This window comes from Mixta mediterraneensis, assembly GCF_014946725.1.
GTDB lineage: Bacteria > Pseudomonadota > Gammaproteobacteria > Enterobacterales > Enterobacteriaceae > Pantoea > Pantoea mediterraneensis.
This window is the reverse complement of record NZ_JACFXY010000010.1, coordinates 57,095-81,758: the sequence shown is the minus strand read 5'-3', so window position 1 is coordinate 81,758 and position 24,664 is coordinate 57,095. Positions and strand designations below refer to the sequence as shown.

The 24,664-nt window shown below is 52.6% G+C and carries 19 protein-coding genes, 3 tRNA genes, 3 rRNA genes and 1 riboswitch; of the genes, 18 read left to right on the top strand and 7 right to left on the bottom strand.

Annotated features, from left to right (window positions below):
* Positions 1-77: 77 nt before the first annotated feature.
* Together istA (H2P46_RS17000) and istB (H2P46_RS16995) are read left to right on the top strand one after the other, a co-directional pair.
* Positions 78-1,106, top strand: a complete 1,029-nt coding sequence (gene istA, locus H2P46_RS17000; protein ID WP_193403243.1) for an IS21 family transposase — start codon at positions 78-80, stop codon at positions 1,104-1,106.
* Positions 1,103-1,891, top strand: coding sequence for an IS21-like element helper ATPase IstB (istB, locus tag H2P46_RS16995; protein ID WP_193403211.1), 789 nt, complete (start codon positions 1,103-1,105; stop codon positions 1,889-1,891). Before istA (H2P46_RS17000) ends, istB (H2P46_RS16995) begins: the two co-directional genes overlap by 4 nt.
* A 124-nt stretch (positions 1,892-2,015) precedes the next feature.
* Here istB (H2P46_RS16995) and H2P46_RS16990 read toward each other — a convergent pair whose 3' ends face one another.
* The gene (locus H2P46_RS16990) at positions 2,016-2,750 is read right to left on the bottom strand and encodes a glutathione peroxidase (protein WP_193406087.1); all 735 of its coding nucleotides are present in this window, start codon (positions 2,748-2,750) and stop codon (positions 2,016-2,018) included.
* A 126-nt stretch (positions 2,751-2,876) separates the two neighbouring features.
* On the opposite strand from H2P46_RS16990, the gene oxyR reads away from it, so the two are divergent.
* Positions 2,877-3,794 carry a DNA-binding transcriptional regulator OxyR gene (gene oxyR / locus H2P46_RS16985; RefSeq protein WP_193406086.1) on the top strand — a complete coding sequence of 306 codons (918 nt, stop codon included), beginning with the start codon at positions 2,877-2,879 and terminating at the stop codon, positions 3,792-3,794.
* Here the strand turns inward: oxyR and sthA are convergent.
* Entirely contained in the window at positions 3,777-5,177 is a 1,401-nt protein-coding gene (gene sthA, locus H2P46_RS16980; protein ID WP_193406085.1) for a Si-specific NAD(P)(+) transhydrogenase, read from the bottom strand. The genes oxyR and sthA overlap by 18 nt on opposite strands.
* Before the next feature lie 192 nt (positions 5,178-5,369).
* Here sthA and fabR point away from each other — a divergent pair, with 192 nt between their 5' ends.
* Positions 5,370-6,014: an HTH-type transcriptional repressor FabR gene (fabR, locus tag H2P46_RS16975; RefSeq protein ID WP_193406084.1), complete on the top strand. Its 645-nt coding sequence runs from the start codon at positions 5,370-5,372 to the stop codon at positions 6,012-6,014.
* A gap of 18 nt (positions 6,015-6,032) precedes the next feature.
* Positions 6,033-6,386, top strand: a complete 354-nt coding sequence (locus H2P46_RS16970; RefSeq protein ID WP_193406083.1) for a YijD family membrane protein — start codon at positions 6,033-6,035, stop codon at positions 6,384-6,386.
* 34 nt (positions 6,387-6,420) lie between these two features.
* Here H2P46_RS16970 and trmA read toward each other — a convergent pair whose 3' ends face one another.
* Positions 6,421-7,524, bottom strand: coding sequence for a tRNA (uridine(54)-C5)-methyltransferase TrmA (gene trmA / locus H2P46_RS16965; protein ID WP_193406082.1), 1,104 nt, complete (start codon positions 7,522-7,524; stop codon positions 6,421-6,423).
* Between the two features lie 112 nt (positions 7,525-7,636).
* Positions 7,637-7,817, top strand: a riboswitch (cobalamin riboswitch).
* A gap of 70 nt (positions 7,818-7,887) precedes the next feature.
* Here trmA and btuB point away from each other — a divergent pair.
* The 8 genes from btuB (at position 7,888) to H2P46_RS16925 (ending at position 16,282) form a co-directional block, all read left to right on the top strand.
* Positions 7,888-9,762, top strand: coding sequence for a TonB-dependent vitamin B12 receptor BtuB (gene btuB / locus H2P46_RS16960; RefSeq protein WP_193406081.1), 1,875 nt, complete (start codon positions 7,888-7,890; stop codon positions 9,760-9,762).
* A complete protein-coding gene (gene murI / locus H2P46_RS16955; RefSeq protein WP_193406080.1) occupies positions 9,707-10,558 on the top strand; it encodes a glutamate racemase in 852 nt (283 codons plus the stop codon). The genes btuB and murI overlap by 56 nt, the downstream gene beginning before the upstream one ends.
* A 416-nt stretch (positions 10,559-10,974) precedes the next feature.
* Positions 10,975-12,516, top strand: a 16S ribosomal RNA gene (locus H2P46_RS16950).
* An 84-nt stretch (positions 12,517-12,600) separates the two neighbouring features.
* A tRNA-Glu gene (locus tag H2P46_RS16945) sits at positions 12,601-12,675 on the top strand.
* Positions 12,676-12,895: 220 nt separating this feature from the next.
* Positions 12,896-15,798: ribosomal RNA gene (locus H2P46_RS16940) — 23S ribosomal RNA — on the top strand.
* A 101-nt stretch (positions 15,799-15,899) separates the two neighbouring features.
* Positions 15,900-16,015, top strand: a 5S ribosomal RNA gene (gene rrf, locus H2P46_RS16935).
* Together the 16S, 23S and 5S rRNA genes with 3 tRNA genes alongside form the textbook arrangement of a ribosomal RNA operon.
* Positions 16,016-16,121: 106 nt before the next feature.
* Positions 16,122-16,198 (top strand) — tRNA-Asp (locus H2P46_RS16930).
* A gap of 8 nt (positions 16,199-16,206) precedes the next feature.
* A tRNA-Trp gene (locus H2P46_RS16925) sits at positions 16,207-16,282 on the top strand.
* A 131-nt stretch (positions 16,283-16,413) separates the two neighbouring features.
* Here H2P46_RS16925 and hdfR read toward each other — a convergent pair.
* A complete protein-coding gene (gene hdfR / locus H2P46_RS16920) occupies positions 16,414-17,238 on the bottom strand; it encodes an HTH-type transcriptional regulator HdfR (RefSeq protein ID WP_193406079.1) in 825 nt (274 codons plus the stop codon).
* A 121-nt stretch (positions 17,239-17,359) separates the two neighbouring features.
* On the opposite strand from hdfR, the gene H2P46_RS16915 reads away from it, so the two are divergent.
* Positions 17,360-17,698 (top strand): MaoP family protein, encoded by a 339-nt coding sequence (locus tag H2P46_RS16915; protein WP_193406078.1) that lies wholly within the window; start codon positions 17,360-17,362, stop codon positions 17,696-17,698.
* Between the two features lie 23 nt (positions 17,699-17,721).
* Here H2P46_RS16915 and H2P46_RS16910 read toward each other — a convergent pair whose 3' ends face one another.
* The 3 genes from H2P46_RS16910 to istA (H2P46_RS16900) form a co-directional block, all read right to left on the bottom strand.
* Positions 17,722-19,242 (bottom strand): YifB family Mg chelatase-like AAA ATPase, encoded by a 1,521-nt coding sequence (locus H2P46_RS16910; RefSeq protein WP_193406077.1) that lies wholly within the window; start codon positions 19,240-19,242, stop codon positions 17,722-17,724.
* Positions 19,243-19,416: 174 nt separating this feature from the next.
* On the bottom strand, positions 19,417-20,205 hold the full coding sequence (istB, locus tag H2P46_RS16905; RefSeq protein ID WP_193403211.1) for an IS21-like element helper ATPase IstB: 789 nt from the start codon (positions 20,203-20,205) through the stop codon (positions 19,417-19,419).
* On the bottom strand, positions 20,202-21,230 hold the full coding sequence (gene istA, locus H2P46_RS16900; protein ID WP_193403210.1) for an IS21 family transposase: 1,029 nt from the start codon (positions 21,228-21,230) through the stop codon (positions 20,202-20,204). Before istA (H2P46_RS16900) ends, istB (H2P46_RS16905) begins: the two co-directional genes overlap by 4 nt.
* Before the next feature lie 308 nt (positions 21,231-21,538).
* Here istA (H2P46_RS16900) and ilvL point away from each other — a divergent pair, with 308 nt between their 5' ends.
* The 4 genes from ilvL (at position 21,539) to H2P46_RS16880 (ending at position 24,635) form a co-directional block, all read left to right on the top strand.
* Positions 21,539-21,637: an ilv operon leader peptide gene (ilvL, locus tag H2P46_RS16895; RefSeq protein ID WP_193406076.1), complete on the top strand. Its 99-nt coding sequence runs from the start codon at positions 21,539-21,541 to the stop codon at positions 21,635-21,637.
* A gap of 148 nt (positions 21,638-21,785) precedes the next feature.
* On the top strand, positions 21,786-23,432 hold the full coding sequence (gene ilvG, locus H2P46_RS16890; protein ID WP_193406075.1) for an acetolactate synthase 2 catalytic subunit: 1,647 nt from the start codon (positions 21,786-21,788) through the stop codon (positions 23,430-23,432).
* Positions 23,429-23,686, top strand: a complete 258-nt coding sequence (gene ilvM, locus H2P46_RS16885) for an acetolactate synthase 2 small subunit (protein WP_193406074.1) — start codon at positions 23,429-23,431, stop codon at positions 23,684-23,686. Before ilvG ends, ilvM begins: the two co-directional genes overlap by 4 nt.
* 19 nt (positions 23,687-23,705) lie before the next feature.
* Entirely contained in the window at positions 23,706-24,635 is a 930-nt protein-coding gene (locus H2P46_RS16880) for a branched-chain amino acid transaminase (protein ID WP_193406073.1), read from the top strand.
* The last annotated feature ends 29 nt before the right edge of the window (positions 24,636-24,664 follow it).

Below are 24,664 nucleotides of genomic sequence, written 5' to 3'. Positions count from 1 at the left end.
CCGATGTAAAACTGGCCCACCTGCCGATGTAAATCTGACCCACCTAGGGTAAAAATGGCAGTTTTAAGGCACTGCCAATGATGACATTGGAGACCAGAGTGGAGATTAGTGTTTTACACCGTCAGGGCATGTCGATACGCGCCATCGCGCGCCAGCTTTCATGCTCTCGTGAGACCGTTCGCAGATATATTCGTAGCCCGCTGCCCGTAGCGGATATGCGCTACAAGCCTCGCGCACCCAGACCCTGCAAGCTTGACCCGTTCAAGACCTATATCCTTGAGCGCGTGGCCGCTGCCAGGCCCCTCTGGATACCCGCCAGTGTGCTGCTGCGCGAGATCCGTCAGCGTGGTTACGAGGGTGGTTACAGCATGCTGACCGCTTTCCTGCACCCCATTAAGCAGCCCGTCACTGAAGAGGTAACACGCTTCGAGACCGAGCCTGGCTTTCAGATGCAAGTTGATTTCACCATCATCAGACTCGGTCATAACCCATTGCTGGCCTTTGTCGCCACGCTGGGCTGGAGCCGCGCGACTTTCGTCAAGTTTTACAGCAACCAGGACTCCGCTGCCTGGTGTGACGGCATTGAGTCTGCGCTCAGGTTCTTCGGCGGGACGCCGCATCAGCTGCTGTTCGACAACGCCAAGGCCATCATCATTGAGCGCGATGTCTACGGCCCCGGTAAGCATCGCTGGAACCCGCAGTTGATGCACGTCGCCGAGAAGTATGCCTTTACTCCCAAGGTCTGCCGACCCTATCGCGCCAAGACCAAGGGTAAGGTTGAGCGGTTTAACCATTACCTCAAGAACAGCTTTATCGTGCCTCTTACCGCGACCTTCCGGCAGGCCGGGCTGGTACTGGATGTACCTGCTGCCAACACACGCATCGGCGAGTGGCTGGTCACCGTCGCGAACACACGAGTGCATGGCACCACAGGCGTACCGCCTGAGCAGCGCATGCCGCGCGAGCGTGCTGCGCTATTGCCGTTACCGAAGGTCACGTTGGCATTGCCTGCACCTGTCCCAGCGCTCAGCCAGCGTCCGGTGCCGACCGAGAGCCTGCAACATCCTCTGGCAACGTACCAGGCCTTGCTCGAGGTGCCAGCATGAACCTTCAACATGATCGTATTGCCGCGCTCTGCGAGCAACTCAAGCTCGACCGCCTGCCGGCAGAGTGGCCGGGTGTGGCACAGGCGACCATCGACAACAGCGGCACGCATGCCGACTTCCTGGAAGCCGTTTTGCAGCTCCAGCATGATGGCCAGAACGAACGGCGTCGCCAGACCATTTTGCGGTTATCAGGCCTGCCGGTGATAAAAACACTGGAGCAGTTCGATTACGCCTATGCCAGTGGCGTTCCACGAAGTCAGATCCAGGAGTTGGCGGGTCTGACATTTATCGAACGTCAGGAGAACGTTGTCCTGCTCGGGCCTTCTGGCGTCGGCAAAACGCACCTGGCGACCGCCATTGGCTATAAGGCCGCGATGGCGGGTTTAAGCATTCGGTTCATTACCGCCGCCGACATGATGCTGCAACTGATGGCGTCACATCGTCAGGGTGACCTGAAGGGCTACCTGAACCGCGTCGTAGGTAAACCTAAGCTGTTGATCATCGACGAAGTGGGATATCTGCCGTTCGGTAAAATGGAGGCGAACCTGTTCTTCCAGGTAGTCGCTAAACGGTATGAGTCAGGCAGCGTGATCCTGACCAGCAACCTGCCGTTTACGCAGTGGTCCGGAACGTTTGGTGATGACGAGACACTGACGGCAGCGATGCTGGATCGGCTGCTTCACCATGCGCATATCGCCCAAATCAGCGGCCAAAGCTATCGACTGAAAGATAAGCTGAAAAGCGGTCAACTCCAGAAGAAAACGAAAGCAACAACGCTCGAATGATTCAAAGGGGGTGGGTCAGTTTTACTTTGGCAGGGTGGGTCAGAATTCGATCGGTATTGACAGAATTACCACTTTCTTATAGGCACATCATTAAAGGCCAGCTCCCAGCTGACACAGAGATTTTTTACGCTGACAGCAGAAACTGTTCAAGGTCATCGCTACCGCCAATGTGACGGCCACCGATAAACACTTGTGGCACCGTGGTGCGACCGGTAACGGCACGTAAACTCACGGTAGTGGCATCTTGCCCCAGCACGATCTCTTCGTACTGAATACCGCGATCCAACAGCATCTGCTTAGCTTTGGTGCAGAACGGGCAGCCTGGCTTAGTGAAGACAGAGACTGATTCCTGCACTTTAAATTCTGGTGCCAGATAACGCAGCATGGTGTCTGCATCAGACACTTCAAACGGGTCGCCCGGCTTGTTTGGCTCAACAAACATCTTCTCAATGACACCGTTACGGACCAGCATAGAGTAACGCCAGGAGCGTGGACCGAAGCCCAGATCGGCCTTCTCCACCAGCATATCCATGCCGCGTGTGAATTCGCCGTTGCCATCGGGGATAAAGGTAATATGTTCAGCGCGCTGTTCGGCTTTCCACGCATTCATCACAAAGGTGTCGTTCACAGAGACGCAAAGAATGCTGTCAACGCCGTGCTGCGCAAACACGCTGTGTAATTCGTTGTAGCGTGGCAGATGGCTGGATGAACAGGTTGGGGTAAAAGCACCTGGCAGTGAAAACACGATGGCGGTTTTGTCTTTGAACAATTCATCAGTGGTGACATCAACCCAGCGATCGCCCTGACGGGTGTGAAAAGTGACCTGCGGGATCGGTTTACCTTCCTGACTTGCAAACATATTTTCTCCTCGTGAGCGACAGCTTTGAATTTGATGGCTGCATTATTCCCATCGCAGCTTGATAGGGCTAATCGTTCATTGCTATTCTATCTATCGCCATGGGCTATCGTGGTATGGAGGATAACAATGAACATTCGTGATCTGGAATATCTGGTGTCGCTTGCGGAGCACCGTCATTTTCGCCGTGCAGCGGATGCGTGTCATGTGAGTCAGCCAACGCTGAGTGGGCAGATTCGTAAGTTAGAAGATGAACTGGGCGTCATGCTGCTGGAGCGGACCAGTCGTAAAGTCTTATTCACTCAAGCCGGTTTGTTGCTGGTGGATCAGGCTCGCACTGTGCTGCGGGAAGTGAAAGTGCTGAAAGAGATGGCGAGCCAGCAGGGCGAAGCGATGTCAGGTCCGTTGCATATTGGTCTGATTCCAACCACCGGCCCGTATTTGTTGCCGCAGGTCATACCGATGCTGCATCAAACTTTTCCGAAGCTGGAAATGTATTTGCATGAAGCACAAACCCAGCAACTGTTAGCCCAGCTTGATAGCGGTAAGCTTGACTGCGCCATCCTGGCTCTGGTTAAAGAGAGTGAGGCGTTTATTGAAGTGCCGTTGTTTGATGAGCCGATGAAGCTGGCGATCTATCAGGATCATCCGTGGCATGACCGCGATCGGGTGCCGATGTCCGATCTGGCGGGTGAGAAACTGCTGATGCTGGAAGATGGACACTGCTTACGCGATCAGGCGATGGGCTTTTGTTTTGAAGCTGGCGCAGATGAAGATACGCATTTTCGTGCGACCAGTCTCGAAACGCTGCGCAATATGGTCGCGGCAGGAAGTGGCATCACGCTGTTACCGGCGCTGGCAGTGCCTCCGGAACGCGTGCGTGATGGTGTCTGCTATTTACCGTGTTACAAGCCGGTTCCACAACGCACCATTGCGCTGGTGTACCGCCCTGGCTCACCTCTGCGCAGCCGTTATGAACAGCTGGCAGAGGCGATTCGTACCCACATGCAGAGCTATTTTGACACGACGTTAAAACAGGCGGTTTAAGCCATTTAACGCGGCCACGCGATAAGCTTCGGCCATGGTGGGGTAGTTGAAGGTGGTGTTCACGAAATACTCAATCGTGTTGCCACCGTTCTTCTGTTCCATGATTGCCTGGCCGATGTGAATTATCTCTGCGGCACGTTCACCAAAGCAGTGGATGCCGAGGATCTCTTTGGTTTCGCGATGGAACAAAATCTTCAGGCTGCCCACATTCATGCCGACAATTTGTGCGCGTGCTAAATGTTTAAACTGTGCACGACCCACTTCGTAAGGCACTTTCATGGCCGTCAGCTGCTGCTCGGTTTTACCCACAGAGCTGATTTCTGGAATGGTGTAAATCCCGGTTGGAATATCTTCGATCAGATGCGCTGAGGCTTCCCCTTTAATCAGCGCCTGGGCAGCAATACGCCCTTGATCGTAAGCAGCGGATGCCAGGCTTGGGTAACCAATTACGTCGCCCACCGCATAGATGTGCGGCTGTGCAGTCTGATACATGCTGTTCACTTTTAGCAAACCGCGGCCATCCGCTTCCAGACCAACGTTTTCCAGCGCCAGCGAATCGGTATTCCCGGTACGGCCGTTTGCATAAAGCAGGCAGTCGGCCTTCAGTTTTTTGCCGGACTTCAGGTGCATGATCACACCATCGCTTACGCCTTCGATCTTCTCAAACTCTTCGTTGTGACGTATCACCACGCCGTTGTTCCAGAAGTGATAAGAAAGCGAGTCGGACATCTCCTGATCAAGGAACGCCAGTAGGCGATCGCGTGTATTAATCAAATCGACTTTGACGTTCAGACCTCGGAAAATCGAGGCATATTCACAGCCAATTACCCCGGCGCCGTAAATAATCACATGGCCCGGTTCGTGATGCAGGTTAAGGATAGAGTCGGAATCATAAATGCGTGGATGGGTAAAATCGACGTCTACCGGGTGATACGGACGGGAACCGCAGGCGATAACGAATTTTTCTGCTGTCAGGCGCTCACGTGATCCGTCCGGCTGTTCAATTTCAATTGTGTTGGCATTAACAAACTGTGCATCACCCTGATAAAGCTCACAGCGATTACGCTCATAAAAGCCCTGGCGCATTGCCGTTTGTTGGCTAATGACGTTTTCGGTGTGATTGAGAATGTCAGCAAAGGAAGAGCGAAGAAGGCGAGTATGATCACTGTAAAGCGGGTTTTGATTGAACTCAATGATACGGCTTACTGCGTGACGAAGCGCTTTAGAAGGGATAGTACCCCAGTGTGTACAACCGCCGCCGATGTTATGGTAGCGTTCGATCACCGCGATACGCGCTCCTTGCTTCACCAGCCCCATCGCCGCACCTTCGCCGCCAGGTCCTGAGCCAATTACAATGGCATCGTAATCGTAAGACTTTTGCATACCGATACGTCCTATTATTTATACATTTTTACAACGGGATTCTAACATCTCGCCGCGCACATCTGAATTCTATCAGCGATTTTCAACTCAGTTTGACAAAGAGTGAGGTTCACAGTCATACACACAGTTTGCACTTATGTACGCTGAAAATTTTGTTATAGTGCCCGCTTAATTCCGCAAAAGGCCGAGAGAATGGGCGTCAGAGCGCAACAGAAAGAACGTACACGACGTACACTGATTGAAGCAGCCTTCAGTCAGCTCAGCGCCGAACGCAGTTTTACCAGTTTGAGTTTGCGTGAGGTTGCCCGCGAAGCTGGCATTGCGCCAACCTCATTTTATCGCCACTTCAAAGATGTCGATGAACTCGGTTTAACGATGGTGGACGAAAGCGGATTAATGCTACGCCAGCTGATGCGTCAGGCACGTCAGCGCATTGCTAAAGGCGGTAGTATTATCAAAACGTCGGTAGCCACCTTTATGGAGTTTATCGGCAACAATCCTAATGCATTCCGCCTGTTATTGCGCGAACGCTCTGGCACGTCTGCCGCTTTTCGTGCGGCAGTTGCGCGCGAAATTCAGCATTTTATCGCTGAACTGGCTGATTATCTTGAAGTCGAAAACCGTATGCCGCGTAGCTTTACCGAAGCGCAGGCCGAAGCGATGGTCACTATTGTTTTCAGCGCGGGCGCGGAAGCGCTGGACATCGATATTGATCAGCGTCGCAAGCTGGAAGATCGTCTGGTGTTGCAGCTACGCATGATCGCCAAAGGCGCTTATTACTGGTATCGCCGTGAGCAAGAACGTCTGGCGGTAACCCTGGATAAACCTGAAGAGTAACGAAATAAGGATAATGCCATGACCCAACAGATTTCCCGCGATAAAGGCACGCTGTTACTGGCTTTTATTACCGGACTAGCGATTAACGGCTCATTTTCAGTGCTATTTAGCGCTTTTGTACCGTTTTCAATCTTTCCCTTGCTTGCGCTAGGTCTGGCAGCCTGGTGTCTGCACCAGCGTTACCTGAACTGCAGTATGCCAGACGGTATGCCCGGATTAGCGGCGGCTTTTTTCCTGTTGGGAATTTTGGTTTATAGCGCATTAGTTCGCGCTGAGTATCCAGACATGGGTTCCAACTTTATTCCTACCATTTTGATGGTGGCGCTGGTGTTCTGGATAGCCACGCGCATTAAACGGAAGCGCAAACAGTGAAAGTGAAAACGGGAACCCAGCGGTTCCCGTTTTTTTAAGCTTTGCGTATAAGCAGCACGCCACATTCCATATGGTGGGTGTAGGGAAACTGATCAAACAGCGCCAGCCGAGTGATGTCATGGGTCTGCGCCAGGATTTGCAGATTATCGCTCAGCGTTTGCGGATTGCAGGAGATGTACAGGATGCGCGGGTAAGCTTGCACCATCTTCACCGTTTCATCATCCAGCCCGCTGCGTGGCGGATCGACAAAAATTGTCTCGCAATCATAACTTTTCAGATCGATGCCTTCCAGGCGGTTAAAGCTGCGTACTCCCTTCATTGCCTGAGTAAACTCTTCGGCCGCCATACGAATGATCTGCACGTTATCGATCTGGTTAGCTACAATATTAAACTGTGCTGAGGCGACCGACGGTTTAGCAATCTCTGTGGCCAGCACCCGGCGGAAGTTACGCGCCAGCGCCAGCGAGAAGTTGCCATTGCCGCAGTAAAGTTCCAGCAGATCGCCGCGCGACGCCTTTGTTACGTCCAGCGCCCATTCCAGCATGTGAATATTCATTGCTGCGTTCGGCTGGGTAAAACTGTTTTCGACCTGACGATAGATCATCTCACGACCCGCCACTGGCAGGCGTTCATCGACATAATCGCGATCGAGGCAGATTTTGGTTTTGGTCGCCCGGCCAATCAGCTGGGCATCAATGCCTTCTGCTCGCAGTTGGTCGCGAAGTTCGCTCGCAGCCTGCTGCCACACATCGTCCAGCTTGCGGTGATAAAGCAAGGAAATCACGATCTGATTACTCATCGTTGACAGGTAATCGATCTGAAACAGCTTGTGGCGCAGCGTTTGGTTATCACGGATCGCTGCGATCATTTTCGGCATGACCAGATTGATTAACGCGCTGGCCGCCGAAAATTGATCGACGCGGATACGCTCACGCGTTTGCTGATCAAAAATGATGTGATAGATGTCGTCGCCATCATGCCACAGGCGGAACTCCGCGCGCATACGATAGTGGCTGACCGGTGAACGAAACACCTCCACTTCGGGTGCGGCAAATGGCGTCATCATCGTGGTTAAACGACTGACTTTTTCCGCCAGTTGCACGTCATATTGTTCAATCGGGAGATGTTCGGGCGTCATGATCAATCCTGGTTAATGGCATTCTCGCCGGGCGATTGTAGGCATTCACTTGCTGATGTCCAGTGTTGTGCAGATAAGATGTTTGGAAGTCTGGACATCCACATCGGCCCTCCGTAGACTGCGTGCGCCGGTCTCAGCCTGAGTTAAGAGGGAATCCAGTGTAAATCTGGAGCTGACGCGCAGCGGTAAGGAATGTCGTAGTGATTGCAGTTGCAGACACTGTCCTGCGGGATGGGAAGTCGTCACTACTTATGATTCCCAGCCCGAAGACCTGCCGGTGTGACGTCGCAACTCGTACAGTCATCGCGTGCTATTGATTGTATGCCTGCGGCATCCTGTTTCGTCTTTTGGATGCTATGAAAAATGATTAAAACTAAAGAGTTGCTGTTTGCCTCCAGTGCAACGGCGATTTCTCTCTGGGCGCAAAACGGTTTTGCTCAGGGGAATGATGATACGCAAATTGTGACTGCTAACCGCTTTGTACAGCCGGTGTCGAGCGTGCTGGCACCCACAACCGTTGTCACGCGCGATGAGATTGATCGCTGGCAAGCAAAAAGCCTGACCGATGTGATGCGCCGACTGCCGGGTGTTGATGTAGCGCAAAATGGCGGATTAGGACAATCCAGCTCACTGTTTATTCGCGGCACCAATTCCAGCCACGTTCTGATCCTGATCGATGGTATCCGTCTTAATCAGGCCGGTATCTCCGGTTCGTCCGATCTCAGCCAGATTCCGTTATCGCTGGTACAACGCATTGAATACATTCGCGGCGCACGTTCCGCCGTTTATGGTTCGGATGCAATTGGCGGCGTAGTGAATATTATTACTGGTCGTGCGCAACCCGGTAGCACGTTGACTGCCGGTGTCGGTTCCAATGGTTATCAGTCCTATGATGGTTCTACGCAACAAATGTTGGGCGATGCCACCAGGCTGACGGTAGCAGGCAACTATACCTATACCAAAGGGTATGATGTGGTTGCCAATCTGCCGGATGTTTATGGCGATCCGGCGCAAAAAGACCGTGATGGTTTTATGAGCAAAACGGTTTATGGATCCCTGGAACATCAGTTTAACGACCAGCTTAGCGGCTTTGTACACGGTTATGGTTTTGATAATCGTACTGACTATGATGGGTATCCAACTTACGTTGAACCCAATTCTTTTGTGGATACGCGCCAGCTCTACAGTCAAACGTGGGATTCTGGGTTGCGCTTTAATCAGGGTATTTATTCAACACAGCTCATCGCCAGCTACAGCCATACTAAGGATTATAACTACAGCCCTGCTTTGGGACGTTATGATGCGACGGCCACGCTGAATGATGTTCAACAATATAATCTTCAGTGGGGAAATACCGTTCAGGTTGGTCACGGCACGGTCAGTGGCGGCATTGACTGGCAGAAACAAGACTCAGAGCCAGGGACCAATTCCACAACGGAAGGGCAAGAGCAACGTAACACCGGCATTTATGCCACCGCGCAGCAGCAGTTTGGCAGCGTGACGCTGGAAGGTGCGGTACGTGGCGATGATAACAACACCTTTGGCTGGCACAATACCTGGCAAACCAGCGCAGCCTGGGAGTTTATCGAAGGGTATCGCGCATTTGCCTCTTACGGTACGGCATTTAAAGCTCCGAATCTGGGACAGCTTTACAGCAGCTTTTATGGAAACGCCGATTTAAATCCTGAAAAAAGCAAACAATGGGAAGGCGGTTTTGAAGGGCTGACCGGACCCGTTAACTGGCGAGTATCAGGCTACCGCAACGATATTGATAATCTGATTGATAGCGACCCGGTAACCTATCGCTATTACAACATTGATAAGGCACGTATCAAGGGGGTGGAAGCGACGGCGTCATTTGAAACGGGCCCGTTAAGCCATCAGCTTTCTTACGATTATGTTGATTCTCGTGACGCAGAAACTAACCAGCAGCTGGCTCGTCGTGCTAAGCAGCAGGTTAAATATCAGCTGGACTGGTCCCTCTACTATTTTGACTGGTCAGTCACTTATCATTATCTGGGCGAGCGCTACGACACGGATTATAACCATTCATATACTGCGCAGCGCATTAAGCTGGGCGGCGTAAGCTTGTGGGATCTCGCGGTGTCGTATCCGGTCACATCACAACTCACCGTTCGTGGTAGAATTGCCAACCTGTTCGATAAAGATTATGAGACAGTGTATGGCTATCAAACTCCAGGACGAGAGTACTATCTCAGCGGCAGCTACAGCTTCTAATTTACGTCCCACCGTGCTGGTATTTGATTCTGGCGTCGGTGGGCTTTCCATTTATGATGAAGTCCGACAGCTACTGCCGGACCTTCATTATCTTTATGCCTTCGATAATGCGGGTTTTCCTTACGGTGAAAAAACGGAAACGTTTATTATTGAGCGAGTCGTTGCTGTCGTTGACGCTATCACCCAGCGTTATCCGCTCTCTTTAGTCATCATTGCCTGTAATACGGCGAGCACTATTACTTTACCTACGCTACGTGAACGATTTGCTTTTCCGGTTGTGGGGGTTGTGCCCGCGATCAAACCGGCGGCGCGCTTAACACGTAATGGTGTGGTTGGCTTGCTGGCTACCCGTGCAACAGTGAAACGTACTTATACCCACACCTTGGTGGCGCAGTTCGCTACAGCCTGCAAAATCGAAATGCTGGGATCAGCAGCGTTAGTGGAATTAGCCGAAGCTAAGCTGCATGGAGAAAACGTTGCCCTGGAAGATGTGCGCCACATTGTACAGCCCTGGCTGCGCATGTCTGAGCCGCCGGATACGGTCGTACTGGGATGTACTCACTTTCCTTTATTGCGGGAAGAATTACAGCAGGTATTGCCGGAAGGCACACGTTTAATTGACTCTGGCGCAGCCATTGCGCGTCGAACGGCCTGGTTGCTTGAGCATGAAGCCCCGGAAGTCTGCTCTTCACAAGTAAACGCAGCGTTTTGTACCCGAATGGACAGCGAAGCGGTGCAATTATCGCCGGTACTAAAGCGATATGGTTTTCCTTTGCTTGAAAAACTAGCGGTTTAGCTCACTTTAGTTGAAAAAAAAAGCAGTCAGAAAAATATTTGAAATTAGCGCTTGTCAGCCCGTAAGAACTCCCTATAATGCGCCTCCACTGACACGGCACACCGGCTTACGGTATGACGTGCTGGCAGGTTCGGGAGACTGAGCCGCCGGAGAAAAACTTCTCAGAAAGAGGTTGACTCTGCAGGAGGAAAGCGTAATATACGCCACCTCGCGACAGCCGGTTAAGCCGCTGTACGCACTGCTCTTTAACAATTTATCAGACAATCTGTGTGGGCACTCGCAGGATTGATATCAGCGTCTCCGGACGTAAAAAATATCAAGCCTCTGCTGAGTGAACACGTAATTCATTACGACGTTAAATTCACAGAGCATCGCTGCGCCATTCTTTAATGAACGGTGTCAGCAAATCAGACTTTTAATTGAAGAGTTTGATCATGGCTCAGATTGAACGCTGGCGGCAGGCCTAACACATGCAAGTCGGACGGTAACGGGAAGAAGCTTGCTTCTTTGCCGACGAGTGGCGGACGGGTGAGTAATGTCTGGGAAACTGCCCGATGGAGGGGGATAACCACTGGAAACGGTGGCTAATACCGCATAATGTCTTCGGACCAAAGTGGGGGACCTCCGGGCCTCACACCATCGGATGTGCCCAGACGGGATTAGCTGGTAGGTGAGGTAAAGGCTCACCTAGGCGACGATCCCTAGCTGGTCTGAGAGGATGACCAGCCACACTGGAACTGAGACACGGTCCAGACTCCTACGGGAGGCAGCAGTGGGGAATATTGCACAATGGGCGCAAGCCTGATGCAGCCATGCCGCGTGTATGAAGAAGGCCTTCGGGTTGTAAAGTACTTTCAGCGGGGAGGAAGGGATGAGGTTTAATACGCCTCGTCATTGACGTTACCCGCAGAAGAAGCACCGGCTAACTCCGTGCCAGCAGCCGCGGTAATACGGAGGGTGCAAGCGTTAATCGGAATTACTGGGCGTAAAGCGCACGCAGGCGGTCTGTTAAGTCAGATGTGAAATCCCCGGGCTCAACCCGGGAACTGCATTTGAAACTGGCAGGCTTGAGTCTCGTAGAGGGGGGTAGAATTCCAGGTGTAGCGGTGAAATGCGTAGAGATCTGGAGGAATACCGGTGGCGAAGGCGGCCCCCTGGACGAAGACTGACGCTCAGGTGCGAAAGCGTGGGGAGCAAACAGGATTAGATACCCTGGTAGTCCACGCCGTAAACGATGTCGACTTGGAGGCTGTGCCCTTGAGGCGTGGCTTCCGGAGCTAACGCGTTAAGTCGACCGCCTGGGGAGTACGGCCGCAAGGTTAAAACTCAAATGAATTGACGGGGGCCCGCACAAGCGGTGGAGCATGTGGTTTAATTCGATGCAACGCGAAGAACCTTACCTGGTCTTGACATCCACGGAATCTGGCAGAGATGCCTGAGTGCCTTCGGGAGCCGTGAGACAGGTGCTGCATGGCTGTCGTCAGCTCGTGTTGTGAAATGTTGGGTTAAGTCCCGCAACGAGCGCAACCCTTATCCTTTGTTGCCAGCGGTTCGGCCGGGAACTCAAAGGAGACTGCCGGTGATAAACCGGAGGAAGGTGGGGATGACGTCAAGTCATCATGGCCCTTACGACCAGGGCTACGCACGTGCTACAATGGCGCATACAAAGAGAAGCGACCTCGCGAGAGCAAGCGGACCTCATAAAGTGCGTCGTAGTCCGGATCGGAGTCTGCAACCCGACTCCGTGAAGTCGGAATCGCTAGTAATCGTGGATCAGAATGCCACGGTGAATACGTTCCCGGGCCTTGTACACACCGCCCGTCACACCATGGGAGTGGGTTGCAAAAGAAGTAGGTAGCTTAACCTCCGGGAGGGCGCTTACCACTTTGTGATTCATGACTGGGGTGAAGTCGTAACAAGGTAACCGTAGGGGAACCTGCGGTTGGATCACCTCCTTACCTGAAGATACCTTCCTGCGAAGTGCTCACACAGATTGTCTGATAGAAAATAATGAGCAAAGCGTCTTGCGAAGCGACTTTAGTGTCCCCTTCGTCTAGAGGCCAGGACACCGCCCTTTCACGGCGGTAACAGGGGTTCGAATCCCCTAGGGGACGCCACTGCTTGGTGACAGGTGAAAGGTGTCTCCCCAGTATCTCAAAACCGGTTTCGCGGGTAAACAGCGGCGCCGTGTTTGAGATATTTGCTCTTTAACAATCCGGAACAAGCTGAAAATTGAAACGACACCCCGTGTTCATTCTCCGTAATAAGAGTGAAATTAACGGTGTGTCCGGGTCTCAGCTTTGCAGTCTGCATGCGTAAAACGCCTGTGGGTTGTGAGGTTAAGCGACCAAGCGTACACGGTGGATGCCCTGGCAGTCAGAGGCGATGAAGGACGTGCTAATCTGCGTAAAGCGCCGGTAAGGTGATATGAACCGCTACAGCCGGCGATGTCCGAATGGGGAAACCCGGTGCACTCCGTGCATCATCGTAACATGAATACATAGTGTTACGAGGCGAACCGGGGGAACTGAAACATCTAAGTACCCCGAGGAAAAGAAATCAACCGAGATTCCCCCAGTAGCGGCGAGCGAACGGGGAGGAGCCCAGAGTCTGAATCAGCGTGTGTGTCAGTGGAAGCGTCTGGAAAGGCGCACGGTACAGGGTGACAGTCCCGTACACGAAGACACACAGGCTGTGAGCTCGATGAGTAAGGCGGGACACGTGATATCCTGTCTGAAGACGGGGGGACCATCCTCCAAGGCTAAATACTCCTGACTGACCGATAGTGAACCAGTACCGTGAGGGAAAGGCGAAAAGAACCCCGGCGAGGGGAGTGAAACAGAACCTGAAACCGTGTACGTACAAGCAGTGGGAGCACCTTCGTGGTGTGACTGCGTACCTTTTGTATAATGGGTCAGCGACTTATATTCTGTAGCAAGGTTAACCGTATAGGGGAGCCGCAGGGAAACCGAGTCTTAACCGGGCGACAAGTTGCAGGGTATAGACCCGAAACCCGGTGATCTAGCCATGGGCAGGTTGAAGGTTGGGTAACACTAACTGGAGGACCGAACCGACTAATGTTGAAAAATTAGCGGATGACCTGTGGCTGGGGGTGAAAGGCCAATCAAACCGGGAGATAGCTGGTTCTCCCCGAAAGCTATTTAGGTAGCGCCTCGTGAATTCATCTCCGGGGGTAGAGCACTGTTTCGGCTAGGGGGCCATCCCGGCTTACCAACCCGATGCAAACTACGAATACCGGAGAATGTTATCACGGGAGACACACGGCGGGTGCTAACGTCCGTCGTGAAGAGGGAAACAACCCAGACCGCCAGCTAAGGTCCCAAAGTCATGGTTAAGTGGGAAACGATGTGGGAAGGCCCAGACAGCCAGGATGTTGGCTTAGAAGCAGCCATCATTTAAAGAAAGCGTAATAGCTCACTGGTCGAGTCGGCCTGCGCGGAAGATGTAACGGGGCTAAACCATGCACCGAAGCTGCGGCAGCGGCGCGTAAGCGCCGCTGGGTAGGGGAGCGTTCTGTAAGCCGTCGAAGGCGGACTGTGAGGTCTGCTGGAGGTATCAGAAGTGCGAATGCTGACATAAGTAACGATAAAGCGGGTGAAAAGCCCGCTCGCCGGAAGACCAAGGGTTCCTGTTCAACGTTAATCGGAGCAGGGTGAGTCGACCCCTAAGGCGAGGCCGAAAGGCGTAGTCGATGGGAAACAGGTTAATATTCCTGTACTTGGTGTTACTGCGAAGGGGGGACGGAGAAGGCTGTGTCAGCCGGGCGACGGTTGTCCCGGTTTAAGCGTGTAGGCGTGTGTGCCAGGCAAATCCGGCACACTCTACGCTGAGGCGTGATGACGAGGCACTACGGTGCTGAAGTGACAGATGCCCTGCTTCCAGGAAAAGCCTCTAAGCTCCAGGTAACACGAAATCGTACCCCAAACCGACACAGGTGGTCAGGTAGAGAATACCCAGGCGCTTGAGAGAACCCGGGTGAAGGAACTAGGCAAAATGGTGCCGTAACTTCGGGAGAAGGCACGCTGGCGCGTAGGTGAAGGGACATGCTCCCGGAGCTGAAGCCAGTCGAAGATACCAGCTGGCTGCAACTGTTTATTAAAAACACAGCACTGTGCAAACACGAAAGTGGACGTATACGGTGTGACGCCTGCCCGGTGCCGGAAGGTTAACTGATGGGGTTATCGCAAGAGAAGCTCCTGATTGAAGCCCCGGTAAACGGCGGCCGTAACTATAACGGTCCTAAGGTAGCGAAATTCCTTGTCGGGTAAGTTCCGACCTGCACGAATGGCGTAATGATGGCCAGGCTGTCTCCACCCGGGACTCAGTGAAATTGAACTCGCTGTGAAGATGCAGTGTACCCGCGGCAAGACGGAAAGACCCCGTGAACCTTTACTACAGCTTGACACTGAACCTTGAGCCTTGATGTGTAGGATAGGTGGGAGGCTTTGAAGCGTGGACGCCAGTCTGCGTGGAGCCATCCTTGAAATACCACCCTTTAATGTTTGATGTTCTAACGTAGGCCCGTGATCCGGGCTGCGGACAGTGTCTGGTGGGTAGTTTGACTGGGGCGGTCTCCTCCTAAAGCGTAACGGAGGAGCACGAAGGTCAGCTAATCACGGTCGGACATCGTGAGGTTAGTGCAATGGCATAAGCTGGCTTGACTGCGAGCGTGACGGCGCGAGCAGGTGCGAAAGCAGGTCATAGTGATCCGGTGGTTCTGAATGGAAGGGCCATCGCTCAACGGATAAAAGGTACTCCGGGGATAACAGGCTGATACCGCCCAAGAGTTCATATCGACGGCGGTGTTTGGCACCTCGATGTCGGCTCATCACATCCTGGGGCTGAAGTAGGTCCCAAGGGTACGGCTGTTCGCCGTTTAAAGTGGTACGCGAGCTGGGTTTAGAACGTCGTGAGACAGTTCGGTCCCTATCTGCCGTGGGCGCTGGAAAACTGAGGGGGGTTGCTCCTAGTACGAGAGGACCGGAGTGAACGCACCGCTGGTGTCCGGGTTGTCACGCCAGTGGCACTGCCCGGTAGCTAAGTGCGGAAAAGATAAGTGCTGAAAGCATCTAAGCACGAAACTTGCCCCGAGATGAGTTTTCCCTGACCCTTTAAGGGTCCTGAAGGGACGTTGAAGACGACGACGTTGATAGGCCGGATGTGTAAGCGCAGCGATGCGTTGAGCTGACCGGTACTAATGACCCGTGAGGCTTAACCTTACAACGCCAGAGGCGTTTTAGAGAGACCCGGTTTTCAGCTTGGTTCACGGACTGGTTCACGTGGTTGCCTGAGGGTGACGGCGTGAATAAAACAGAATTTGCCTGGCGGCCGTAGCGCGGTGGTCCCACCTGATCCCATGCCGAACTCAGAAGTGAAACGCCGTAGCGCCGATGGTAGTGTGGGGTCTCCCCATGCGAGAGTAGGGAACTGCCAGGCATCAAATTACGGACGGTACAGTATACCGGCCATGACCACCCCGGTGACGCGGGATGGGCGAAATACCTGAAGTCAGCCTGCGGGCGGACGGCAGTACAGAATCGGTGGAGCGGTAGTTCAGTTGGTTAGAATACCTGCCTGTCACGCAGGGGGTCGCGGGTTCGAGCCCCGTCCGTTCCGCCACCCTATATAGGGGCGTAGTTCAATTGGTAGAGCACCGGTCTCCAAAACCGGGTGTTGGGGGTTCGAGTCCCTCCGCCCCTGCCAGAAAAAGAAAAACCTTTGCTCAGGCAAAGGTTTTTTTTTGCTTTGTCGCTAAGAAAAAAATTAAGGCAGCTAACTCAATAACTGACTTAATTGGCGGTCATGCAGCAATATTAAAATCGCCTTTCCTTACGTTAGCGCACCATCACTGGAAACTTCAATAGCTGTCTGATATGCGCCTGTTGATCGCTATTCTGCAACCATACTGCATAAAGCGGACGGACAGCGACTGGCGTGTCAGGAATAATCATTAAATCACCATAAAGGCCATGCCAGTAATCAGGCAAAAAAGCGCAGGCGCTAGTGGTATATAATAATTCACGCGTTACATGTGCAGACGTAGTTGTTAAAACCGGTACGTCATCTCCTCCCGAAAGATAACTTTCATGCTGATGAAAATCAGCCCCCCATTCCAGTTTAATGTAATCGTATTTCTCACGTTTCTCAGTTTTGCGCGCACGGAATAATGCTAAAGAGATATGGCCGATTTGCTGGCTGGTTAGTTCATCCATTTTGGGCGCCTCAGTCTTCAACAACAGATCAAGTTGACGTTCATGCAATTGCTTAACCAGCAGATGTCGTTGCGCCACACGAGCTTCCAGATGAAGGCTTTCCCGATTCTCATAGAGCGTCCGTAGCCACGGCGTCAGATAGGCTTCCCAAAGCGAGGCGCTGGCACCAATTGAAAGCTCATGATGCTGCTGAGTATGCGAGACTTCCTTCTTGGCCATTGACCATGTACTCATCAAACTTTCAGCATATGGCAATAAACGTTCACCGGCTGAGGTCAATCGTATGTTATTGCGGTGACGAGTAAAAAGATTAACCCCTAACTGATTTTCTAACTGACGGATGCGAAAACTGACAGCAGATTGTGTTAAGTAAAGTGCTTCTGCCGCGCGCCCGAAATGGCGAGTTCGACTCACTTCCAGGAAAGTTTTCAGTAATTCCGTATCCACAGTGTTCTCCCAAAAAATGTTTGTCGTATAGATTTAAATGTTTTGTTTTACACTCTGTCAAGCCTATCTAATACTCCGCGCCATAAATAGCACGGCCATACGAGAATCAGGAGCGTGTAACATGGCGGAAAGCTTCTCAACAGAAAATCGGTTCTTTGATAACAAACATTACCCACGCGGTTTCTCGCGTCACGGTGACTTTACTATTAAAGAAGCACAGCTTCTTGAGCGGCATGGTTTCGCTTTTAACGAGCTTGATTTGTCAAAGCGCGAGCCAGTAACAGAAGAAGAATGTTTGTTCATTGAAGTATGTCGTGGGCTGCGTGAGCCGCAAACAGAAGCTGAACGAGTATGGTCAAAATATACTGCACGTATTAAACGACCTAAACGTTTTCACACTTTATCGGGCGGCAAGCCGCAAATGGATTCTGTTGAAGACTACAGCGATAACGATGATTAAGAGAAGGGGCGAAAGCCCCTTTTTTACTGCAGACTTTTATGTAGATGAATCAACAACCGCTCAATACTGCGATAACTTACCGCCTCCTGTAAATGGGCCCGGCTAATATCACTTTCGCCAGCTAAATCCGCTATCGTACGCGCTACCTTTACTATCCGCTGCCATGCCCGTACAGATAAACCCAGTTTGTTTAATACGGCTTCAAGCCATTCTGCATCTTCCTTACGAAGATTACACCAACACTGAATATCTGCATTACTCATATGCGCATTGATTTTCCCTGCGCGTGCCATTTGCAGCGTCCGGGCTGTCAAAACACGATCACGAACTTTTGCTGATGATTCACCGATTTGGCGTTCCTTGCTCAGCATCCCGCTGGGTAATAGAGGCACTTCCAGTGACAAATCAAATCGATCAAGAAACGGTCCTGAGAGTTTGCTGAGATAGCGTAAAACCTGCTGAGGGGTACAACGATTATGCTGCCCCTGATAATGGCCGGTTGGACTTGGATTTAAAGCGGCGATTAGCTGAAAACGAGCGGGGTAGGTTACTTTTGCCCGGGCGCGAGAAATCGCAATTTCACCGGATTCAATCGGTTCACGGAGCGAGTCTAAAACTTTGCGATCGAATTCAGGCAGTTCATCTAAAAAAAGCACGCCATTATGCGCTAACGAAATTTCGCCGGGACGAGGCAGCGAGCCACCGCCAATTAAAGCATGCAACGAAGCGCTGTGATGAGGGGACCTGAATGGCCGCTTACGCCATGTTTGATGCAAGTCACCGCTGTTAACCAGGCTGGCAATAGCAGCGCATTCCAGCGCTTCCTGATCGCTTAAGGGAGGCATTATGCCAGGCAACCGTGTGGCTAACATAGTCTTCCCCGTTCCCGGCGGGCCAATCAGCATCAAATTGTGGCCTCCCGCCGCGGTAATTTCTAACGCCCTGCGACCCTGATCCTGACCAAAAATGTCGCTTAAATCTTCGCTAAAATTCTCGACCACATCTTCCCGCGGCGTAGCCACCGTTAACTCGCATTGATTATGCAAAAAAGCACATACCCCTAACAAATGCGTGCTGACTAATGACGTACCCTGACGGATAAGTCCGACATCCGCTTGATTCTCAATTGAAAGCACCAGCTGGCGGCCAGCCTCAAGCGCCGCCATTGCGGCCGGAATTGCGCCCTGAACGCGACAGAGCGCGCCATCAAGAGCCAGCTCACCCAGAAATTCGTATTGGTTGAGTTTCCCGGCAGGAAGCTGTTCAGAGGCCACAAGAATGGCAATCGCCATTGGCAGATCGTAGCGACCTCCTTCTTTCGGCAAATCTGCGGGACCCAAATTGATGGTGATGCGCTTCGCTGGAAAGTTAAAACCGCTATTAATAATGGCGCTGCGCACACGCTCGCGCGCCTCTTTCACCGTTGTTTCGGGTAAGCCAACCAACGTCAGCGCAGGTAAACCATTGCTGATATGTACCTCAATAGTGACCAGCGGAGCTTCTACCCCTAATGCAGCGCGTGTGAGTACTTTCGACAATGACATAACCGCTCCTTGTTACAGCGATTTTGTCGCACTGTTTTTTCCACGGCGAGGAAGATAAAACTTATACGCGAGCCACTACGCAACAAACCACCATCATGTGCAGCAGGGTACATGTCAATACCGATCGAATTCTGACCCACCCTGCCAAAGTAAAACTGACCCACCCCCTTTGAATCATTCGAGCGTTGTTGCTTTCGTTTTCTTCTGGAGTTGACCGCTTTTCAGCTTATCTTTCAGTCGATAGCTTTGGCCGCTGATTTGGGCGATATGCGCATGGTGAAGCAGCCGATCCAGCATCGCTGCCGTCAGTGTCTCGTCATCACCAAACGTTCCGGACCACTGCGTAAACGGCAGGTTGCTGGTCAGGATCACGCTGCCTGACTCATACCGTTTAGCGACTACCTGGAAGAACAGGTTCGCCTCCATTTTACCGAACGGCAGATATCCCACTTCGTCGATGATCAACAGCTTAGGTTTACCTACGACGCGGTTCAGGTAGCCCTTCAGGTCACCCTGACGATGTGACGCCATCAGTTGCAGCATCATGTCGGCGGCGGTAATGAACCGAATGCTTAAACCCGCCATCGCGGCCTTATAGCCAATGGCGGTCGCCAGGTGCGTTTTGCCGACGCCAGAAGGCCCGAGCAGGACAACGTTCTCCTGACGTTCGATAAATGTCAGACCCGCCAACTCCTGGATCTGACTTCGTGGAACGCCACTGGCATAGGCGTAATCGAACTGCTCCAGTGTTTTTATCACCGGCAGGCCTGATAACCGCAAAATGGTCTGGCGACGCCGTTCGTTCTGGCCATCATGCTGGAGCTGCAAAACGGCTTCCAGGAAGTCGGCATGCGTGCCGCTGTTGTCGATGGTCGCCTGTGCCACACCCGGCCACTCTGCCGGCAGGCGGTCGAGCTTGAGTTGCTCGCAGAGCGCGGCAATACGATCATGTTGAAGGTTCATGCTGGCACCTCGAGCAAGGCCTGGTACGTTGCCAGAGGATGTTGCAGGCTCTCGGTCGGCACCGGACGCTGGCTGAGCGCTGGGACAGGTGCAGGCAATGCCAACGTGACCTTCGGTAACGGCAATAGCGCAGCACGCTCGCGCGGCATGCGCTGCTCAGGCGGTACGCCTGTGGTGCCATGCACTCGTGTGTTCGCGACGGTGACCAGCCACTCGCCGATGCGTGTGTTGGCAGCAGGTACATCCAGTACCAGCCCGGCCTGCCGGAAGGTCGCGGTAAGAGGCACGATAAAGCTGTTCTTGAGGTAATGGTTAAACCGCTCAACCTTACCCTTGGTCTTGGCGCGATAGGGTCGGCAGACCTTGGGAGTAAAGGCATACTTCTCGGCGACGTGCATCAACTGCGGGTTCCAGCGATGCTTACCGGGGCCGTAGACATCGCGCTCAATGATGATGGCCTTGGCGTTGTCGAACAGCAGCTGATGCGGCGTCCCGCCGAAGAACCTGAGCGCAGACTCAATGCCGTCACACCAGGCAGCGGAGTCCTGGTTGCTGTAAAACTTGACGAAAGTCGCGCGGCTCCAGCCCAGCGTGGCGACAAAGGCCAGCAATGGGTTATGACCGAGTCTGATGATGGTGAAATCAACTTGCATCTGAAAGCCAGGCTCGGTCTCGAAGCGTGTTACCTCTTCAGTGACGGGCTGCTTAATGGGGTGCAGGAAAGCGGTCAGCATGCTGTAACCACCCTCGTAACCACGCTGACGGATCTCGCGCAGCAGCACACTGGCGGGTATCCAGAGGGGCCTGGCAGCGGCCACGCGCTCAAGGATATAGGTCTTGAACGGGTCAAGCTTGCAGGGGCTGGGTGCGCGAGGCTTGTAGCGCATATCCGCTACGGGCAGCGGGCTACGAATATATCTGCGAACGGTCTCACGAGAGCATGAAAGCTGGCGCGCGATGGCGCGTATCGACATGCCCTGACGGTGTAAAACACTAATCTCCACTCTGGTCTCCAATGTCATCATTGGCAGTGCCTTAAAACTGCCATTTTTACCCTAGGTGGGTCAGATTTACATCGGCAGGTGGGCCAGTTTTACATCGGTAGCGACAGGTACAAGTCATTGCGAGAATGCGCGCAAAAGCAGCGATAAATTATTACGTCAGTAAAGTGATGAATATTTATCAAACAATAAATATTCTTTTAATTACAACGGGATGATTACTGGTGCAGGTTACTCTTACGAAAAAAATGATTAAAATTATTGTAATTGCCACGGTAACTATGATAACTCTGTAGACATTACTTCGAACTCGTAAAAGAATTGAACGACCTATGAAAGCCCTTCTACAAGTGATTAGCCTAGTCGTGATTAGCGTGGTGGTGATTATTTTCCCACCGTGCGGGGCATCGCCTGGAGAAAGAAAGGCTTAAAAATCAAGCCAGGAATTCGAAAAACCCCCGCACCGAAAGGTCCGGGGGTTTTTTTCGACCAGACAGAATATCAGTCAATCATTAAGGAACAAGCAATGAACAGTAGCATAAAATTCTGTTGTTCCCAGCAGGATACAGGAGAATAGCGATGACAGGTGCACAGTGGGTGGTTCAGGCTTTACGCGCGCAGGGAGTTGATACAGTATTTGGCTATCCTGGTGGCGCAATCATGCCGGTCTATGATGCGCTCTATGATGGCGGCGTGGAGCACCTACTGTGTAGGCATGAACAGGGAGCCGTGATGGCCGCCATTGGCTATGCGCGATCAACCGGCAAAACAGGCGTGTGCATCGCAACGTCTGGCCCAGGAGCCACTAACCTCATCACCGGCCTTGCTGACGCAATGATGGATTCTGTTCCCGTGGTCGCGCTGACCGGTCAGGTCTCTTCGGCTTTCATCGGAACCGACGCCTTTCAGGAAATTGATGTGTTGGGCCTTTCCTTAGCCTGTACCAAACATAGCTTTCTTGTTGAATCGCTTGATGATTTGCCTTCCGTCATGGCAGAAGCGTTCGCCATCGCCCAGTCTGGCCGCCCTGGCCCGGTGTTAGTAGATATTCCTAAAGATATTCAGATCGCTAAGGGTGAGCCTGCGCCCCATCTACTGCCGGTTGAAGAAGTGTTAGCGTTGCCACATGACGCCATTCAGGAATCACGCACGCTGATGGCGCAGGCAAAAAAACCCATACTGTATATCGGCGGTGGAGTGGGCATGGCACAGGCAGTGCCGGCGCTGCGTGCGCTGGCACAAGAAACCGGCATACCAGCCGTTGCGACCCTGAAAGGTTTAGGCAGCGTCGATAAAGATAGCGACGTTTACCTTGGTATGCTGGGCATGCATGGAACCAAAGCCGCCAACTTTGCTGTTCAGTCCTGCGATTTACTGATTGCCGTTGGCGCGCGCTTTGATGACCGCGTGACCGGCAAGCTGGATACCTTTGCGCCACTGGCTAATGTGATTCATCTGGATGTTGATCCGGCTGAACTCAACAAACTGCGCCGTGCGCATGTTTCTCTGCAAGGCGATCTCAATCACGTATTGCCAGCTTTAAGTCAGCCGCTGCAAATTGAGGCCTGGCGCGAAGAGGTGAAAGCGCTTAAGGCGATGCATAGCTGGCGTTACGATCATCCGGGTGAGGCAATTTATGCCCCGCTGTTGTTAAAGCAATTATCCGATCGTAAACCTGATAATGCCGTCATTACCACAGATGTTGGACAGCATCAGATGTGGGCGGCTCAGCACATGTCTTTCAGTGCGCCTGAAAATTTCATCACATCCAGCGGCCTGGGCACGATGGGGTTTGGTTTACCTGCGGCCATCGGCGCACAGGTTGCTCGTCCCCAGGACACGGTTATCTGTGTTTCGGGCGACGGCTCAATCATGATGAATATTCAGGAGTTGGGCACGATCAAACGTGGCAAGCTGCCGGTAAAAATCGTGCTGCTGGATAACCAGCGTTTAGGCATGGTGCGTCAATGGCAGCAGCTATTTTTTGATGGTCGCTATAGTGAAACAAATCTGTCTGATAACCCCGATTTCCTCACGCTGGCCAGCGCCTTTAACATCCCAGGTCAGCGTATCACCCGAAAAGAACAGGTCGACGCCGCACTTGATGCTCTGCTGAACAGCGAAGGTCCTTACTTCCTGCATGTTGCGATTGATGAGCATGAAAACGTCTGGCCATTGGTACCACCGGGTGCCAGCAACGCAAACATGATGGAGAAAACCGCATGATCCAGCATCAATTGTCTATCGAAGCTCGCTTTCGTCCTGAAATATTGGAGCGCATCTTACGCGTGGTTCGTCACCGTGGTTTCCAGGTGTGTTCCATGAACATGGCATCAGTGGCGAATGCCGATAACGTTAATATCGAAATGACCGTTGCCAGCCAGCGCTCAGTCGATTTACTGTCTTCGCAGTTAAGCAAACTGATGGATGTCGCGTGCGTCCAGATACAACACCAAACAACACAACAAATCCGCGCATAGCCGCGAAAGGAATAAAAAAATGAGTACGAAGAAAGCAGACTTTATTTGGTTCAATGGCGAGATGGTTAAGTGGGAAGACGCGAAGGTCAGCGTTATGTCACACGCGTTGCACTACGGCACTTCAGTATTTGAAGGCGTGCGCTGCTACGACTCTCACAAAGGACCCGTTGTGTTCCGCCATCGCGAACATATGCAACGTCTGCACGACTCAGCCAAAATTTATCGTTTCCCCATCAAGGCAAATGTTGACGAGCTGATGGAAGCCTGCCGCGAAGTCATCCGCGTCAATAATCTGAAAAGCGCCTATATCCGTCCGCTGGCATTCGTGGGTGATGTGGGCTTAGGCGTGAACCCGCCAGATGGTTTCAGCACCGATGTGATCATTGCCGCGTTCCCGTGGGGCGCTTACCTGGGTGCCGAAGCGCTGGAGCAAGGCATCGACGCCATGGTCTCTTCCTGGAACCGCGTAGCACCTAATACGTTGCCAACGGCGGCAAAAGCGGGCGGTAATTACTTGCCCTCACTGCTGGTAGGCAGCGAAGCACGCCGCCACGGTTATCAGGAAGGGATTGCGCTGGATACCAACGGGTATATTTCAGAAGGCGCCGGTGAAAACCTGTTCGAAGTGAAAGACGGCATTCTGTTCACGCCACCGTTCACCTCTTCGGCGCTGCCGGGCATCACGCGTGACGCAATCATCAAGCTGGCGCTCGACATGGGGATTGAAGTCCGTGAGCAAACGCTGTCGCGTGAATCGCTGTATCTGGCCGACGAAATCTTCATGTCAGGCACAGCAGCAGAAATCACCCCGGTTCGCAGCGTAGACGGTATTCAGGTTGGCGAAGGCAAACGTGGTCCGGTTACCGCACGCATTCAGCAGGCGTTCTTTGGCCTGTTTACTGGCGAGACTGAAGACAAATGGGGCTGGTTAGATCCGGTCAACGCATAATTAAATATTGCGCGGGCGTCAAACGACGT